13 protein-coding genes are annotated in these 16,391 nt (G+C 67.9%); 4 read left to right on the top strand and 9 right to left on the bottom strand.

Annotated elements, in window-relative coordinates; all coding sequences use genetic code 11:
- Positions 1 to 12 precede the first annotated feature (12 nt).
- The 9 genes from puhB to bchF are packed head-to-tail and all read right to left on the bottom strand — an operon-like array spanning position 13 to position 11,511.
- The gene (gene puhB, locus ACQR1E_RS13300; RefSeq protein ID WP_315714325.1) at positions 13 to 663 is read right to left on the bottom strand and encodes a photosynthetic complex putative assembly protein PuhB; all 651 of its coding nucleotides are present in this window, start codon (positions 661 to 663) and stop codon (positions 13 to 15) included.
- Positions 660 to 1,442: a photosynthetic reaction center subunit H gene (gene puhA / locus ACQR1E_RS13295; RefSeq protein WP_316193176.1), complete on the bottom strand. Its 783-nt coding sequence runs from the start codon at positions 1,440 to 1,442 to the stop codon at positions 660 to 662. Before puhA ends, puhB begins: the two co-directional genes overlap by 4 nt.
- A 19-nt stretch (positions 1,443 to 1,461) precedes the next feature.
- Complete coding sequence (locus ACQR1E_RS13290) at positions 1,462 to 2,892, bottom strand: BCD family MFS transporter (RefSeq protein ID WP_434897150.1); 1,431 nt, start codon at positions 2,890 to 2,892, stop codon at positions 1,462 to 1,464.
- The gene (gene bchM, locus ACQR1E_RS13285; protein WP_316169210.1) at positions 2,889 to 3,590 is read right to left on the bottom strand and encodes a magnesium protoporphyrin IX methyltransferase; all 702 of its coding nucleotides are present in this window, start codon (positions 3,588 to 3,590) and stop codon (positions 2,889 to 2,891) included. The genes ACQR1E_RS13290 and bchM overlap by 4 nt, the downstream gene beginning before the upstream one ends.
- Positions 3,591 to 3,603: 13 nt before the next feature.
- Entirely contained in the window at positions 3,604 to 4,509 is a 906-nt protein-coding gene (gene bchL / locus ACQR1E_RS13280; protein ID WP_315714321.1) for a ferredoxin:protochlorophyllide reductase (ATP-dependent) iron-sulfur ATP-binding protein, read from the bottom strand.
- Entirely contained in the window at positions 4,506 to 8,096 is a 3,591-nt protein-coding gene (locus ACQR1E_RS13275; protein ID WP_434897149.1) for a magnesium chelatase subunit H, read from the bottom strand. Before ACQR1E_RS13275 ends, bchL begins: the two co-directional genes overlap by 4 nt.
- A complete protein-coding gene (gene bchB / locus ACQR1E_RS13270; protein WP_434844496.1) occupies positions 8,071 to 9,627 on the bottom strand; it encodes a ferredoxin:protochlorophyllide reductase (ATP-dependent) subunit B in 1,557 nt (518 codons plus the stop codon). The genes ACQR1E_RS13275 and bchB overlap by 26 nt, the downstream gene beginning before the upstream one ends.
- A gap of 1 nt (position 9,628) precedes the next feature.
- Positions 9,629 to 10,915, bottom strand: coding sequence for a ferredoxin:protochlorophyllide reductase (ATP-dependent) subunit N (locus ACQR1E_RS13265; RefSeq protein WP_434897148.1), 1,287 nt, complete (start codon positions 10,913 to 10,915; stop codon positions 9,629 to 9,631).
- A complete protein-coding gene (gene bchF, locus ACQR1E_RS13260) occupies positions 10,912 to 11,511 on the bottom strand; it encodes a 2-vinyl bacteriochlorophyllide hydratase (RefSeq protein WP_315750180.1) in 600 nt (199 codons plus the stop codon). Before bchF ends, ACQR1E_RS13265 begins: the two co-directional genes overlap by 4 nt.
- Positions 11,512 to 11,740: 229 nt before the next feature.
- Between bchF and ACQR1E_RS13255 the strand changes: the two genes are divergently transcribed.
- The 4 genes from ACQR1E_RS13255 (at position 11,741) to ACQR1E_RS13240 (ending at position 16,391) form a co-directional block, all read left to right on the top strand.
- Complete coding sequence (locus tag ACQR1E_RS13255) at positions 11,741 to 12,637, top strand: cobalamin B12-binding domain-containing protein (protein WP_315750179.1); 897 nt, start codon at positions 11,741 to 11,743, stop codon at positions 12,635 to 12,637.
- A gap of 138 nt (positions 12,638 to 12,775) precedes the next feature.
- Complete coding sequence (gene ppsR / locus ACQR1E_RS13250) at positions 12,776 to 14,143, top strand: transcriptional regulator PpsR (protein WP_434897147.1); 1,368 nt, start codon at positions 12,776 to 12,778, stop codon at positions 14,141 to 14,143.
- A gap of 14 nt (positions 14,144 to 14,157) precedes the next feature.
- A complete protein-coding gene (chlG, locus tag ACQR1E_RS13245) occupies positions 14,158 to 15,060 on the top strand; it encodes a chlorophyll synthase ChlG (protein ID WP_434897146.1) in 903 nt (300 codons plus the stop codon).
- Positions 15,057 to 16,391: a BCD family MFS transporter gene (locus ACQR1E_RS13240; RefSeq protein WP_434897145.1), complete on the top strand. Its 1,335-nt coding sequence runs from the start codon at positions 15,057 to 15,059 to the stop codon at positions 16,389 to 16,391. The genes chlG and ACQR1E_RS13240 overlap by 4 nt, the downstream gene beginning before the upstream one ends.

The following is a 16,391-nucleotide window of genomic DNA, read 5'->3' as shown; positions in this document are numbered from 1 at the left end:
CCCTCCTCCCGATCACGCCGCGCTGGCGACCGCCGCCGGCGGTGCGCCTTGCGACTGACCATTGGCTGTCGGCAGCGGCTGCGCGGCGACGGCGCCATCCGACGCCGCAACCAGCGCCTTGGCAAGAATCTCGGCGACGTTGCGGGCGTCCGGAACGCCGCGCAGCATCGGCTCGACCTCGTTCAGCCGCCACGGCCGCGCATGCGGCCACAGCAGCAGATACGACAGCCGCTGCTGCGCGGTGACGCCGAGCGGCAGATCGCCGGAGCCATCGGAGAACAGCTTCGCATCCGCCCGTGCCACCTGCTTGAACGGCACGTTCAGGGTCATCGGCAACACGGCGCCGAACTGCAGCAGTACGCGCCGGCTGGTAATGGTATAGCGCGTGGTGCGGCTGTAGAGCACCGCGAGCCCGGTGAGCAGCAGCGTCGCCAGTGCCACCGGCGTCACCAGCGACGAGGCGCCGACGACCGAGGCCGCGAGCGGCTGATGATCGAGCACGCCCGCCACAACGCGCGCGCCGAACAGCGCCGCGAAATAAGCCAGCACGAGGCGCAGGTGGAACACCCGCAGCAGCAGCGCCTTCACCGTGGGCTGTCCCTGCCAAAGCAGCCGCTCGCCCTCCGGCAGCATCAGCGTGTCCATCTCCCTGCGCGTACTCACAGCAGCGGCTCCTGCCGTGCAGCAGTCGCGTAGAGATGACCGCCGCCATAGTAGCCGACGATCTTGTCTTCCTCGAGCTTGGTGACCTGGTCGGGGTTGGCAAGGCCCGGCACGCTGGCGAATTGCGAGCCGAGGATGGCATCGACCAGCACCGCCTTACGCGACCTGTCGACGATGGCCATGGTCATCGGCAGCAGCACGTGACGTCCGACGATGCCGTCGACCTCGACCTCGAGGTATCGGATCAGCATCTCGGCGCGGTCGACCCAGACCTCCCGAACCTTGCCGCCGAGCCTGCCGTCGCAACCCAGCACTGGCATGCCGCGCGGATCCGGATCTTCGGAGGCGATGAAGATGCTGCCGTCGACGCGCAGCGGCACGATCGCAGGGATGTTGTCGATGGTCAGCTCCGGCTCGTCCTTGCGCGCGGCAAAGGAGCCCGGGCCGACACCGTCGAGCATCGGATTGCCGGTCGGCAGATAAGGCGTGCCCGGCCAGGGATACATCGGCGTCACCGGCGCATCGGCGCGGTCGTTGTCCCAGTTCGGCAGGGTCGCGGTGCGGCCGCCATGCATGTGGTAGGTCTTCGGGCTCGGCGGGGTCGGGAAGCCGTGACCGCTCGAGGCGGTCCGGCGGCCGACGCGGCCCTCGAACTGCAGCGGATAGCCTTCGCGCTTGTCCTCGGTGCGCAGGTAGAAGATCAGGGCTGCGAAGAACACCCAGAACCCGTAAAGCACCACCTGGGCGACATCGATGTAGCTCGTGAAAGACGTCTGCATGGTTTCCTCCCCGACCGGGCTAACCTGGAAATTCAGCGATTCCGAATTGTAGTTGCTGCGGCTCCGCCGCTCGCCGCCGCACCAGCGGTCCGATGACCGCAAGCGTGACGAACAGCAGCGCGATTTCGACGTGGTAGACGATGCTGTAGCCGGTCGCGGGACCGGCAAGGGCGACGCCGAGGCGGCCATCCAGCGCGAGCTGCGACATCACATCGCGAATGGCGCCGCCGCCGGCGATCGCGAGCCCCGCCGCCGTCGCCTGCACCGCGCCCCAGGCACCGAGCGCAAGCCCGCTCTCGCCGTTCTGCACCAGTGCCATCGCCGCCGTCAGCGTGCCCACGGCGAACAGCCCGCCGCCGAGACCGATCAGCGTGGTGCCGATCCGGAACAACAAGGGTGAGGCCAGCGGCGCCGAGAAGATGACAGCAGAGAAGGCGAACAGCCCGACCAGTCCGCCGAGGGCGGCGATCCGATAGGGATCGGAGCCCTTGCCGAGGCGGCGCGCAGAGAGACCGAAGCCGGCCAGCGTGCCCGCGGCGAACAAGGCGGTCAGCGCCGTGGTCTCGCCGACGGTCAGATGCAGGATCTCAGCCCCGTAAGGCTCCAGCAGGATGTCCTGCATGGTGAAGCCGGCGGTGCCGAGCCCGACTGCGAGCAGCACGCGTGCCGAGCCACCCGCCTCCCGGAAGTGTCGCCAGGAGTCGCCGAAGCGCGGCCGCTCGCGGGCCGCCGACGTGCGCGACGGATCACGCGCCTCCTGCTTCCACAGCGCGATGACGTTGAGCACCATCTCGGTCAGCGCCGCGCCCTGGATCACCTGGATCAGCCGCATCTCGCTGAACTCGGCGAGCAGCCCACCGAAGGTCAGCGCGCTCGCCATCATGCCGAACATCAGCATCACGTAGAGAAAGGCAACGACGCGCGGACGCGAATGCTCCGGCGCGATGTCGGTCGCGAGTGACAGGCCTGCCGTCTGCGTGGTGTGCAACCCGGCGCCGACCAGCAGGAAGGCGAGCGCCGCACCGAGACGGCCGGCAATCACCTGGCCCGGCGCATCGGCCGACGACAGCAGCAGCAGCGCGAACGGCATGATCGCGAGGCCGCCGAACTGCAGCAGCGTGCCCATCCAGATGTACGGCACGCGGCGCCAGCCCAGCACCGAGCGGTGATGGTCGGACTTGAAGCCGATCAGCACACGCAGCGGCGCGAACACCAGCGGCAGCGCCACCATGGTGGCGACCAGCCAGGAGGGCACACCGAGCTCGACGATCATGACGCGGTTGAGCGTGCCGTTGAGCAGCACCACCGAGATGCCGATCGAGACCTGGAACAGCGACAGCCGCATCAGGCGCGACAGCGGCAGCTCGGTCGAGGCGGCATCCGCAAACGGCAGATAGCGCGACGACAGCCGCATCCACGCCTGCATGATCGATGGTGCGCGTGCGCTCATGACGGGCGGAGCTCCAGCGCCTGCGAGATATAGAAGCCGTTGGCGATGCGGCGGCTGCGGGCGCAGCGCCAGTCGGCGAGATCGTGATGGTCGGCGATCAGGCGATACAGCTTCTGCTCGGCGACCGGCTCGATCGACGGCGCGCGGTTGCCGCGCGGGAACACGCCACCGACGGCATGCATGACGGCGAGCATCGGCGTGCGCGGCGCATAGGTCATCAGGATCGCGTCGGAGGTGCGAGCGGCCAGACCGGCGACAATCCGCACGGCATCCTCGGCGCGGTAGTGGATGAACGAGTCCATCGCGACGACGAAGTTGAAGCCGCCGTGCCTGGGATCGAGCATGTCGCCGGCGACGAACTGAATGGCGTTGCGGCTGATGTCGTCGGGCAGCCGGCGCTGGGCGATCTCGATCAGGGTCGGCGAGATGTCGACGGCGACGACGTCGGCGCCGCGGCGCGCCGCTTCGATCGAGAAGCTGCCGGTGCCGCAGCCGGCATCCAGGATTCGCGCGCCGCGCAGATCGAGCGGCAGCCATGACAGCAGCGTCCGCCGCATCTCGTCACGGCCGGCCCGCACCGTGGCGCGAATGCGGCCCACCGGTGCGTCCGAAGTCAGCCGCGTCCAGGCGGCGACCGCGGTGCGGTCGAAATACGTCTCCACTTCACTGCGGCGGGCGAGATATTCCGCTGTCGTCATCGGCTGGCTCCACTCAATCAAAGCCAAGGAGATCGAAGATGTCGCGGTCCTTGAGCGGCACCGCCTGCATCGGCTCGCTGCCGGCGAGCAGCGAGGCCGCGAGGCGCAGATACTCGTTCTGGGCGCGCTCGACGTCGGGCGAGGCCTCCATCTCGAACAGCGTGCACTTCTTCAGCCGGCTCTTTCTGATGACGTCGAGATCGGGGAAGTGCGCCACCGTCCTCAATCCGGCCCGCTCGTTGAACTTGTCGATCTGGTCCGTCGCGGCGCTACGGTTGGCGATCACGCCGCCGAGCCGCACCGGATAGTTGCGCGACTTGGCCTGGATCGCGGCGACGATGCGGTTCATCGCGAAGATCGAGTCGAAATCATTGGCGGCGACGATCAACGCGCGGTCGGCATGCTGCAGGGGGGCAGCGAAGCCGCCGCAGACGACGTCGCCGAGCACATCGAAGATCACGACGTCGGTGTCTTCGAGCAGATGGTGTTCCTTGAGCAGCTTGACGGTCTGGCCGACGACGTAGCCGCCGCAGCCGGTGCCGGCCGGCGGCCCGCCCGCCTCGACGCACATCACGCCGTTATAACCCTGGTAGACGAAGTCCTCCGGGCGCAGCTCCTCGGCGTGGAAATTGACCTGCTCGAGAATGTCGATGACCGTCGGTACCAGCCGCTTGGTCAAAGTGAAGGTGGAGTCGTGCTTGGGATCGCAGCCGATCTGCAGCACGCGCTTGCCGAGCTTGGACAGCGCGACCGAGAGGTTCGACGACGTCGTGCTCTTGCCGATGCCGCCCTTGCCATACACCGAGAACACCTTCGCGGTGTCGATGACGACGTTCGGATCGAGCTGCACCTGCACGCTGCCGGCCCCGTCAGGGCGTCGCGGCGCGGTCGTCAGCGGCGGTCGTAATGTCACGTTCATGCGGCAACTCCCACGCCTTCGAGGCGATCTTCGAGCTCTTCCCCCGCCTTGCGCAGCACGTCGAGCATGTCAGGGTCCGGGGTCCAGTAATTGCGCTCATGCGCCTCGATCAGACGGTTGGCGATCTTCGCCGACGCGGCCGGATTGAGCGAGGCAAGCCGCTCGCGCATCGCGGGGTCGAGCACGAAGGTCGTCGTGATCTGCTGATAGACCCAGGGCGCGACCTGGCCCGTGGTGGCCGACCAGCCGACGGTGTTGGTCACATGCGACTCGATCTGGCGCACGCCCTCATAGCCGTGGGCGAGCAGCGCCTCGTACCATTTCGGATTGAGCGTGCGGGTACGGGTCTCCAGCGCCACCTGCTCCGACAGCGTGCGCACCGTGCCTTCGCCGCGGGTCTGATCGCCGATATAGACCGGCGCCGCCTCGCCCTTGGCGCGCTTCACCGCGCGGCTGATGCCGCCGAGCGTATCGAAATAATGATCGATGGTAGTGACGCCGAGCTCGACCGAGTCGACGTTCTGATACGCAGCATCGACGCCGGCCAGCACATGGCCGAGCAACGCGTCGCGCCGGACAGGGCGTCCGTCGGTGCCGTAGGCAAAGCCCTTGCGCCGCGTGTAGACGTCGGCGAGTTCGTCCTCATCGGTCCAGGCGCCGCAATCGATCAGATGATTGACGTTGGCGCCATAGGCGCCCTCGGCATTGCCGAACACACGCAGCGACGCATCCGCCAGCTCGCCGCCATGCGCGGCCTGGAACGCGACCGCGTGCTTGCGCACGTAGTTCATGTCGGCCGGCTCGTCGGCAGACGCCGCAAGCAGCGCCGCTTCGGCGAGCAACTTGGTCTGCAACGGCATCAGGTCGCGGAAGATGCCCGAGAGCGTGATGACGACATCGATGCGCGGGCGGCCCAACTGCTCCAGCGGGATCAGCTTCGCGCCGCAGAGGCGGCCATAGCTGTCATGGCGTGGCTCGGCGCCCATCAGCCACAGCGCCTGCGCGATCGGCCCGCCCTCGGTCTTGAGATTGTCGGTGCCCCACAGCACCAGCGCGATTGTCTCCGGCAGCTTGTGGCCTTCACCTGCATGGCGGGCGAGCAGCCGCGCGACCTGGCGCTCGGCATCCTTGAGCGCGAAGGCGCTGGGGATGCGGAAGGGATCGAAACCATGCAGGTTGCGCCCGGTGGGCAGCACGTCGGTGTTGCGCAGCAGATCGCCGCCGGGCACTGGACGGATATAGCCGCCGTCGAGCGCGTGCAGGATCGCGGGCGTCTCGCTGTCGGTGGCGAGCATCCTGTCGAGCTCGGCACGCTTGGCCGGATCGGCGATGCCGGCGAGGTCGAGCAGCTCGGTCCGCTGCCCCTCGGGCGGCGGCGCGCCGACGACATGCAGGCCATGCGGGATCAGCGAGTATTCCAGCTCCAGCACGCTCGCGGACAGCGCGCCGATGCTGGCATCGCGCTCGTCGCCCCACAGCGGCTCGGCCGCGGCAAGATCGACCGCCGCCGCCTGCGCCTGGATCAGCGCCGCGCTGTCGCCCCTCACCTGCTCGGTCGCGTCCGGCGACAGATTGCGCCAGGCGTCGAGCGAGGATTTCAGATCGGCGAGCCCCTTGTAGAGGCCGGCGCTGGTGATCGAGGGCGTGAGATAGCTGATCAGGGTGGCACCGCCACGCCGCTTCGCCAGAGCGCCCTCGGACGGGTTGTTGGACGCGTAGATGTAGAAGTTCGGCAGGTCGCCGATCAGGCGCTCCGGCCAGCATTCCGCGGACAGCCCGGCCTGCTTGCCCGGCATGAATTCGAGCGCGCCATGGGTGCCGAAATGCAGCACGGCGTGGGCAAGGAAATCCTCGCGCAGCCAGCGATAGAACGCCGCAAACGCATGCGTCGGCGCAAAGCTGCGCTCGAACAGCAGCCGCATCGGATCGCCTTCGTAGCCGAACGCCGGCTGCAGGCCGACGAACAGATTGCCGAACTGCTCGCCCAGCACGAGGAGGCTGGCGCCATCGGTCTGGTGACGGCCGGGCGCCGGCCCCCACTGCTTCTCGATCTCGGCGAGGTGGCGCTCGCGCCGGACATGCTGATCCACCGGGATGCGCGCCGCGACGTTGGCGGCGGTGCCGAAGCGCTCGGCATTGCCCTTGAGCACACGCGCGCGCAGCGCGTCCACGGTGTCGGGGACGTCGATCGTGTAGCCCGCCGCGCGGAGCGAATTCATCACATTGTGCAGCGACTCGAACACCGAGAGATAGGCGGCGGTGCCGGCGCTGCCACCGTTCGGCGGGAAGTTGAACAACACCACGCCGAGCTTCCGTTCGGCGCGCGCGGAGCGGCGCAGCTCGACGAGCCTGGCCACACGCGCGGCGAGTTGCGCCGCGCGCTCCGGCAGCGAGGCCATGTCGCGGCCGGCATCGGCCATCGCCGAGCGGCCGCCGAACACGGTCGGGCCGACGGCGCCGTCGAGCTCGGGAATCGCGACCATCATCGTCGCTTCAACCGGCGTCAGCCCGCGCGCGTCATCGCGCCACTGCTCGACGGTCTGGAATTCGAGCGGATGCGCCGCGATCAGCGGCACGTCGAGGCCGGCCATCACCTCTTCCGCGGCGCGCGCGTCATTGTAGGCGGGGCCGCCGACCAGCGAGAAACCGGTGAGCGAGATCACGGCATCGACCGTGGCGACGCCGTCCTTCTGGAAATAGCGCTCGATCGCCGGGCGCGAGTCCAGCCCGCAGGCGAACACCGGAATGACCGCAAGCCCGCGCGCCTCCAGCGCTGCGATCACGCCGTCATAATGCGCGGTGTTGGCGGCGAGCAGATAGGAGCGCATCAAGATCACGCCGACGCGGCCGGCCGGCTTCGCCAGGGCCGGCAACTGGTCGGCGCGCTCGATGATCCGCGGCGACAGCCGCGGATGATAGAGGCCGACATCCGGATAGGTCACCGGCTCGGCCGCGTTGGTCTTGCCACGCAGCGCGGCGCGCGGGCCGTCGGCGTAGCGGCCGACCAGGAAGCGCACCATGTTCGCAAAGTTCTGCTCGGAGCCGGCGAGCCAATATTGCAGCGTGAGGAAGTAGGCGCGCAGGTCCTGCGCGGTGCCGGGGATGTAGCGCAACAGACGCGGCATTCGCTGCAGCATCTTCATCTGGCCCTGGCCGCTGGAATTGCCGGAACGGTTGCTGCCGCGCAGCCGCTTCAACAGGCCGAGCACGCCGGTGGCCGAGCCCGACATCGTCAGCTTGCCGAGCCGCGTCAGCCGCACCACCTCACCGGCCGACAGGCAGCCGATCATCGCGTCGCAATGATCGCGCCGCGCCTGCAGCGCAGGCAGCACCGGCTGGATGTGGTCCTCCATGAACAGCATCGTGGCGACGACGATGTCGCCGGTGGCGATGTCGGCGAGGCAATGTTCGAGCGCGGTCGGATTGCAGCCCCACTCGTCGGCCGCATGCACCTTCAGATCGAGCCCGGGCAGCTCCGCCTGCAACGCCGTGCGCGCGCGCACGGCAGCCGAGGCGAGATGGCTGTCCATCGTCACGATCACCACCCGGATGGGTGTGACGTCAGCGACCGAAATGCGCTTTGGCATCGTACAAGGTCTCGAGCGTGATCAGGTTGACGTTGCGCTCGCGCGCGAATCGTTCGGTGTTGCGGCGGGCCTTGCCGCGCACGAAGAAGGGGATCTTGGTCAGTTCGCGCTCGGCGTCGGACGCCCAGGCAAGCTCGGTGGTGACGTTGGTTTCGACGACGCGCAACTGCGGCTGCTGCGGCGGCGCGGCCGGTGCTGCGCCGAGATGCGACGGCGCGTGATCGGCGAATTCATGGTCCTCGCGGAACATGCCGAGCAGATGCTCCTCCAGGCCCATCATCAAAGGATGCACCCAGGTGTCGAACAGCACGTTGGCGCCTTCGAACCCCATCTGCGGCGAGTAGCGCGCGGGGAAGTCCTGCACATGGCTCGGCGCCGAGATCACGGCGCAGGGAATGCCGAGCCGCTTGGCGATGTGGCGCTCCATCTGCGTGCCGAGCACGAGCTCGGGGCGCAGCTCGCCGACGCGGGCCTCGACCTCCAGGTAATCATCCGTGATCAGCGGCTCCACGCCGTAGATCGCGGCGGCTTCGCGGATCTCGCGGGCGAACTCGCGGGCATAGGTGCCGAGGCCGACGACCTCGAAGCCGAGCTCCTGCGTCGCGACGCGCGCCGCGGCGACCGCATGGGTCGCGTCGCCGAAGATGAAGACACGCTTGCCGGTGAGATAGGTCGAATCGACCGAGCGCGAGTACCACGGCAGCCGGCTCTCGCTGCGCGCCAGCACCGGCGCGGCATCGACGCCGGCGAGGCCTGCGACCTCCGCAATGAAGTCGCGCGTCGCGCCGACGCCGATCGGGATCGTGCGCGTGAAAGGCTGGCCGAACTGGCGATTGAGCCATTGCGCCGTCGTCAGCGCGATCTCGGGATACAGCACGATGTTGAAATCGGCGTCGGGAAGGCGGGCGAGATCGGCCGGCGTCGCGTTCCACGGCGCGACGACGTTGATCTCGATGCCGAGCTCCACAACCTGCCTGGTCACTTCCGCGAGGTCGTCGCGGTGACGGAAGCCGAGCGCCGTCGGACCAAGCAGGTTGCAGACTGGACGGGCGCCTGTCTTCCTTTCACGGCGGGGGGAGCCATCTGCGGAAGACGCAGCCAACGCCCGTACAATCCGGTAGAGCGTTTCCGAGGCGCCCCAATTCTCCTTGCGCTGATAGGCCGGCAGCTCGAGCGGGATCACCGGAATGGGAAGCTTCAAGGCCTGCGCGAGCCCGCCGGGATCATCCTGGATCAGCTCGGCCGTGCAGGACGCGCCGACCAGCATCGCCTGCGGCTGGAAGCGCTCGTAAGCGGCGCGCACCGCGCTCTGAAGCAGATCCGCAGTGTCGCCGCCGAGATCGCGCGCCTGGAACGTGGTGTAGGTGACCGGCGGGCGGCGGTCGCGGCGCTCGATCATCGTGAACAGGAGATCGGCGTAGGTGTCGCCCTGCGGCGCGTGCAGCACGTAGTGCACGTCGCGCATCGCGGTCGCGATACGCATCGCGCCAATGTGCGGAGGTCCTTCATAGGTCCAGACCGACAGCTGCATCTCACACCGCCAGTCGGGTTTGCCGCAGCAAGGGCCGCGCGAACAGCTCGGCGAGATCGCCGGCCTGCTCAAACCCCTGAATCGGCGTGAAGATCAGCTCGATCGACCATTTGGTCGTGATACCCTCGGCTTCCAGCGGATTGGCAAGGCCGAGCCCACAGACGACGAGATCGGGCCGCGCGGCGCGGCAACGGTCGAGCTGGCGCTCGACGTCCTGGCCTTCGCTGAGCTGCGTGCCATCAGGCAGCAGCGCCAGCTCGGAGGCGAGATGATCGCGGTGCAGATAGGGCGTGCCGACCTCGACCAGCTCCATGCCGATCTCGCGCGCCAGGAAACGCGCCAGCGGGATCTCGATCTGGGAGTCCGGAAACAGGAAGACACGCTTGCCGGCGAGCTGCGCGCGGTAGCGCGCCAGCGCGCGCTCGGCCCGCGCCTTCAGCGGCGCAATGGTCCGCTCGACATGGACGCGGGAGACACCAAAGGCGTCGGCGGCGGCTGCGAGCCACAGCGCGGTGCCTTCGCCGCCGAGCGGAAATGGCGCAGCGATGCGGCGGCAACCGCGCTCCTCGAGCGCACGCGCGGTGTCGCCGAGGAAGGGCTGCGCCAGCAGCACGCGCGTCTCGGGGCCGATCGCGGGCAGCTCCGAGGAGCGGCGCGGCGGCAGGAAGGAGACCTGGTCGACGCCGATTGCCGCCAAGGTCCGCCTGAACTGGTCCTCCACCACGTCGGCGAGCGCGCCGACCACCAGCAGCGACGGCGCCGAGCTGCGATCGGCGGTGGGCAGCACCGGCACCAGCGACGCGAGGCAGGCATCCTCGCCTTGCGTGAACGTCGTCTCGATGCCGCTGCCGGAGTAGTTGAGCACGCGCACATCAGGTGAGAAGCGCTGCGACAGCCGCAGCGCCGCGCGTGACAGGTCGAGCTTGATCACTTCCGACGGGCAGGAGCCGACCAGAAACAGCAGCTTGATCTCGGGCCGACGCGCCAGCAACTGCGCGACGATGCGGTCGAGCTCGTCATTGGCGTCGACGAGGCCGGCGAGATCGCGCTCCTCCATGATGGCGGTGGCGAAGCGCGGCTCGGCGAAGATCATGACGCCGGCGGCCGACTGGATCAGATGCGCGCAGGTGCGCGAGCCGACGACGAGGAAGAACGCGTCCTGGATCTTCCTATGCAGCCAGACGATGCCGGTGAGGCCGCAGAACACCTCGCGCTGTCCGCGCTCGCGCAGCACACCATCCGGTGACGATGCAGCTGAAACGGTGCAGGCTTGCGCGTGAATGGTCATGACGCGCGCTCCACGCTGGTGACGGCGGCCGGCGCCATCGCCTCGCCCTGCAGCCGCGCCGCGCGCAGCTTGAGCAGGAATTGCGCGGCGTTGATCGCGTAGGCGGCGTAGGCGGCGAGCACGAGCAGCATCTGCTGCTGGGCGCTGCCGATATGACCGATGATCGCGGCCAGATAGGCCGTATGCAGCGCGATCACCAGCATCGAGAACACGTCCTCCCAGAAGAAGGCCGGTGCGAACAGATAACGCCCGAACACGACCCGCTCCCAGATCGAGCCGGTGATCATGATGGTGTAGAGCAGCGCTGTCTTCAGAACGACCGAGGCGGTCGCGAGCCAGAGTCCCTCGCCGGTCGCGAGATAGCGCGCCACGAGTCCGAGGCTGATCAGGAAGACGAGAAATTGCAGCGGCGCCAGAATGCCCTGCACCAGGGTCCATGGCGTGGCGTCGCGCCGGCGCTTTTCCTCAGGCGTGTAAAGCGCTTGCCGCTTTGCACGCGGCGCCGGTTCAGGGGTGAAGCAGAGCTGGCTCCAGAGCGACGGATCGGTGGCGGATGTGAACTGGGCGTCACACCGTGTGTAAAGATGATTTGACAACATCGGTGCCCAGTGATGCGATGACGACAACCACAGGGGGATTTGTGGTGCATCGCACTCGGTCTGATCAGCGCTACGTTGTGCAGTTCGCAGGTGGCGCATCGCAAATCCCCGAGTGCGAGCCCGATGGGGAAACGCTAGACCTGGGCAGGAAGAGTGTCAATCAAAATTGACGTCAAATAATATTGACGCAACGAGTGACGTGCGCTCATATGGAGGGGAGGCGCTTATGACCGAGCTCAATGAGACAGCCCGATTTCCGCGAGCCCGCTTTCGGACGAAGCGTGGGCAGCCCGGCTTTCATGCGCCTGCATCGCCGCGCATCATCGCGCCGCTGCGCAACACACGTCACCCTCAACTCAACGACGCGATCGAAGCCGAGATCATTCCGCGGCTCGTGATGGCCCATGCCTCCGCGCTCGAACGCGTCCCGGCAATCATCACGGCCTCGGCGCAGGAGGCGGCCGATTTCGCCGAACTCGTGCTGGATGCGGACGATGTTGGCGCGGTGGCCTGCATCCAGGCGCATCGCGATCACGGCGAGACCCTGGAACGCATCTATCTCGATCTCCTGGTCCCCACCGCGAACCATCTGCGCCATCTGTGGGCCGACGACGAGCGCGACTTCGCCGACGTCACGCTCGCGCTGTGGCGGCTGCAGCAGCTGCTGCGGCATTTCAGCTCGGCCTTCTGCGCCGAGCTCTCGGTCGCGCCCGCGGGGCTGCGCGTGCTGCTGACCACGGCGCCGGGCGACAGGCGCGAGCTGGGCCACATGATGTTCGGTCTCGTGCTGGCCGGCGAGTTCTTCCGTCGCGACGGCTTCGAGACCTGGATCGAGCCGGACACGGCCGATCGCGGCTTCGTCGAGACGCTTCGCTCGCAGTGGTTCAACGTCGTCGAGTTCTTCGCCAACAGCGACAAGAAGCTTGACGATCTTGCCTCGAACATAAGGATGGTCCGGCGCGAGTCCTCCAACCAGGACGTCGGCGTGCTGGTCTGCGGTCCTGCTTTTATTGAACGGCCTGAACTCGTTCTCCTGGTCGGCGGCGACGGTGTCGTCTCCGATCCGAGCAGAGAGGCTTCGCAAGCCCGGCACGTCGTCAGTCTTCTGACCGAACGGCGATAGCTGAGGGTGCAGTGAAGATGAATGCTGGAACGAGACTTGCCGCGCGAAAGCTCCTTGACTGGGAGGACAACGGCGTTGGTGAGGGCGTTCAGAGCTCCGAAAGAGTCGCTTGGCGACCTCAATGCGGATGTTGCGGGCATGCTGGTGGCCGCAGCGTCCGACATTGCGCTCGCGCTCGACGCCGACGGCAACATTCAGGACCTGGCTTTTCAACAAGCCGGCCTGCCGCTTGAACTGAGAAACACAGACGCGTGGATCGGCCGATCCTGGCAAGCAACAGTGTCCGAGGAAAGCCAGACCAAGCCAGAGCTGCTGCTCGCCGAAGCCTCCCAGCGCAAGGTGTCGCGCTGGCGCGAGGTGCGTTATCCGGCCGCGCGCGGGCCGGACATCCCGATCCTGTTCGCGGTGGTGGCGATCAAGGGCGCGGCGCGCTTCATCGCGGTCGGCCGCGACGTGCGCGCCACCGCCGCGCTCCAGCAGAAGCTGATCGAGGCGCAAGTTGCCATCGAGCGCGACTACTCGCGCATGCGCAACGCCGAATCGCGCTACCGGATCCTGTTTCAGATCACGGCCGAGCCGGTGCTGATCGTCGATGCGGTGAGCCATCGCATCGTCGAGGCCAATCCGGCCGCGGCCGCCCTGCTCGACCATGGCGCCGCCAATCTGATCGGCAAGCTGTTTCCCGACGTGCTGCTGCTCGACGACATGGCGATGTCGCAATCCCTGTCGCTGGCGATCCGCTCGCAGGGCAAGATCGAACGCGCCAAGATCCGGCTCGACGGTGGCCGCGACTATCTGCTCGACGGCACCTTCTTCCGGCAGGACAACTCGTCGCTGTTCCTGCTGCGGTTCTCTCCGCAGACGTCGCAGCCTGCGCTCCCCAGGACGTCCGACGTCAACACCCAGCTCGTGCAGTTCGTCGAATCGGCGCCCGACGGCTTCGTCATCACCGACATGGACGGCCGCCTACTGCACGCCAACGCCACCTTCCTCCAGCTTGCCCAGATCGAGAACATGCACCAGATCATGGGCGAGACGATCGACCGCTGGATCGGCAAGTCGGCGATCGATTTCTCGGTTATGCTGACCAATCTGCGCCAGAATGGCAGCGTGAAGCTGTTCTCCAGCGTCGTCCGCGGCGAGCACGGCTCGCCGGTCGACGTCGAGATCTCCGCCAGCACGGTCGGGGCGCCCGGCCAGGCCCGGCTCGGCTTCACCATCCGCAACGTCGGCCCGCGCATCTCCGGCGACGGCGGCGACCACGGCTATATTCCGCGCTCCCGCGAGCAGCTCGCCGAGCTCATCGGTCGCGTGCCGCTCAAGGAGCTGGTGCGCGAGACCACCGACGTGATCGAGCGGATGTGCATCGAGACCGCGCTCAAGCTGACCGGCGACAACCGCGCCACCGCCGCCGAGATGCTCGGCCTCAGCCGACAGAGCCTCTACGTCAAGCTGCGGCGCTATGGCCTGGCCGAGCCGAGCGAAGAAGACAGCCAGTTGGAATAGGGGGAACAGTTGCAATGACCGAGATCGCGCCCGTCCCCCTCGCTCCCCGGCTTCATCCCTCGGCCGTTCTCGAGCTGTTGAAGCCGATCACCTGGTTTCCACCGATCTGGGCGTTCGGCTGCGGCGTGATCTCGTCCGGCGCGCCACTGGCGCCGCGCTGGCCGGTCGTGATCGCAGGTCTCATGCTCGCCGGGCCGATGGTTTGCGCCACCAGCCAGGCCGTCAACGACTGGTTCGACCGCCATGTCGATGCGCTCAACGAACCGGACCGCCCGATCCCGTCGGGCCGCATTCCCGGACGCTGGGGTCTCTATATTGCGCTGATCTGGACGGTGCTGTCGCTCGGCGTCGCCACCCTGCTCGGCACCTGGGGCTTTGCTGCTGCGGCGCTTGGCCTCGCGCTGGCCTGGGCCTACAGCGCGCCGCCGATCCGGCTCAAGCAGAACGGCTGGTGGGGCAACAGCGCCGTCGGCCTCTGCTACGAAGGCCTGCCCTGGATCACGGCGGCAGCAATCATGAGCGCGCAGGCGCCGTCCTGGCCCGTGCTCGCGGTCGCCCTGCTGTATAGCGCCGGCGCGCATGGCATCATGACCCTGAACGACTTCAAGTCGATCGGCGGCGACCGCGTCAGCGGCGTCAACTCGCTGCCGGTGCTGCTCGGCGCCGAGCGTGCCGCGCGCCTCGCCTGCATCACGATGGCGCTGGCGCAGGTTGCGGTGTTGACGCTGCTCATTGTCTGGAGCCGCCCGGCCCACGCCATCATCGTGGTTGCGCTGATCGCGGCCCAGCTGGTGCTGATGCGGCGGCTGATGACGAACCCGCGCGAGCTCGCGCCCTGGTACAACGGCACGGGCGTGCTGCTCTACGTGCTGGGCATGCTGGTCACGGCCCTCGCGCTGGCGGGGTTGTCGGCATGAGCAACGCTGCGCCTGCTCCTCTGTCCTGGTTCGGCATCGTCAGGCTGGGCCTGGTGCAGACCGCGCTCGGCGCGGTCGTGGTGCTGACAACCTCGACCTTGAACCGCGTCATGGTGATCGAACTGGCGCTGCCGGCGATGATCCCCGGCCTGCTGGTCGCGATCCATTACGCGATGCAGGTGCTGCGGCCCTGGCTCGGCCACGGCTCCGATGTCGGCGGGCGTCGTTTCGCCTGGATCGTCGGCGGCATGGCGGTGCTCGCGGCTGGCGGCCTGCTGGCCGCAGCCGCCACCGCGCTGATGGCGGCCCACCTCGCCCTCGGCCTGGCGCTCGCAGTGATCGCGTTCATCATGATCGGCATCGGCGTCGGCGCCGCCGGCACCTCGCTTCTGGTGCTGCTCGCCAAGCGTACCGCGCCGGGGCGGCGTAGCGCCGCCGCCTCGATCGCCTGGATCATGATGATCACAGGCTTCATCCTCACCACGGCGGTGGCCGGCAAGGCGCTCGATCCGTTCTCCGGCGAGCGGCTGATGCTGGTGTCGGGCACGGTGTCGGCCATCGCCATGGTGCTGACGCTGCTCGGCGTCTGGGGCATCGAGCAGCCCGACACCTCTGCCGAGACGACCTCCGCCATCGCGGAGCGGTCGGGCTTCATGCAGGACTTCCGCGAGATCTGCCGGGAGCCGCAGGCGCGGCGCTTCGCGATCTTCATCTTCGTCTCGATGCTCGCCTACAGCGCACAGGACCTGATCCTGGAGCCGTTCGCCGGCAGCGTGTTCGGCATGACGCCGGGCCAGACCACGCAGCTCTCATCGGTGCAACACATGGGTGCACTGATCGGCATGATCCTGATGCCGGCGATGGCGAGCCTGCATGCCGATTGGCGGATGCGGCCGCAGCCGTGGATCATCGGCGGCTGCCTCGCCTCGGCGCTGGCGCTGCTCAGCCTGGTTGCGGCCGCGACCGTCGGCCCGGCCTGGCCGCTGCGCGCTTCCGTGTTGCTGCTCGGCATCACCAACGGCGTCTACGCCATCGCCGCGATCGGCGCGATGATGAACATGGTCAGCGAGGGCCGCGACAACCGCGAGGGCACGCGCATGGGCCTGTGGGGCGCCTCGCAGGCAATCTCGTTCGGCATCGGCGGCTTTGTCGGCACCGCGGCGGCCGACGCCGCGCGCCATTTCATGCCGACGACCGCCTCGGCCTACGCGGCGGTGTTCGCCGCCGAAGCGGCACTGTTCGTCCTCTCCGCCTGGCTCGCGATCTGGATCAAGCGCCCGCGCGAGCCATCACCGACGCTGGCGGCGCAGCCGGCCAATCTGGGAGCATGA

The organism is Bradyrhizobium sp. HKCCYLRH1030 (assembly GCF_051168395.1).
GTDB lineage: Bacteria > Pseudomonadota > Alphaproteobacteria > Rhizobiales > Xanthobacteraceae > Bradyrhizobium.
This window is presented reverse-complemented; position numbering and strand designations above follow the sequence as displayed.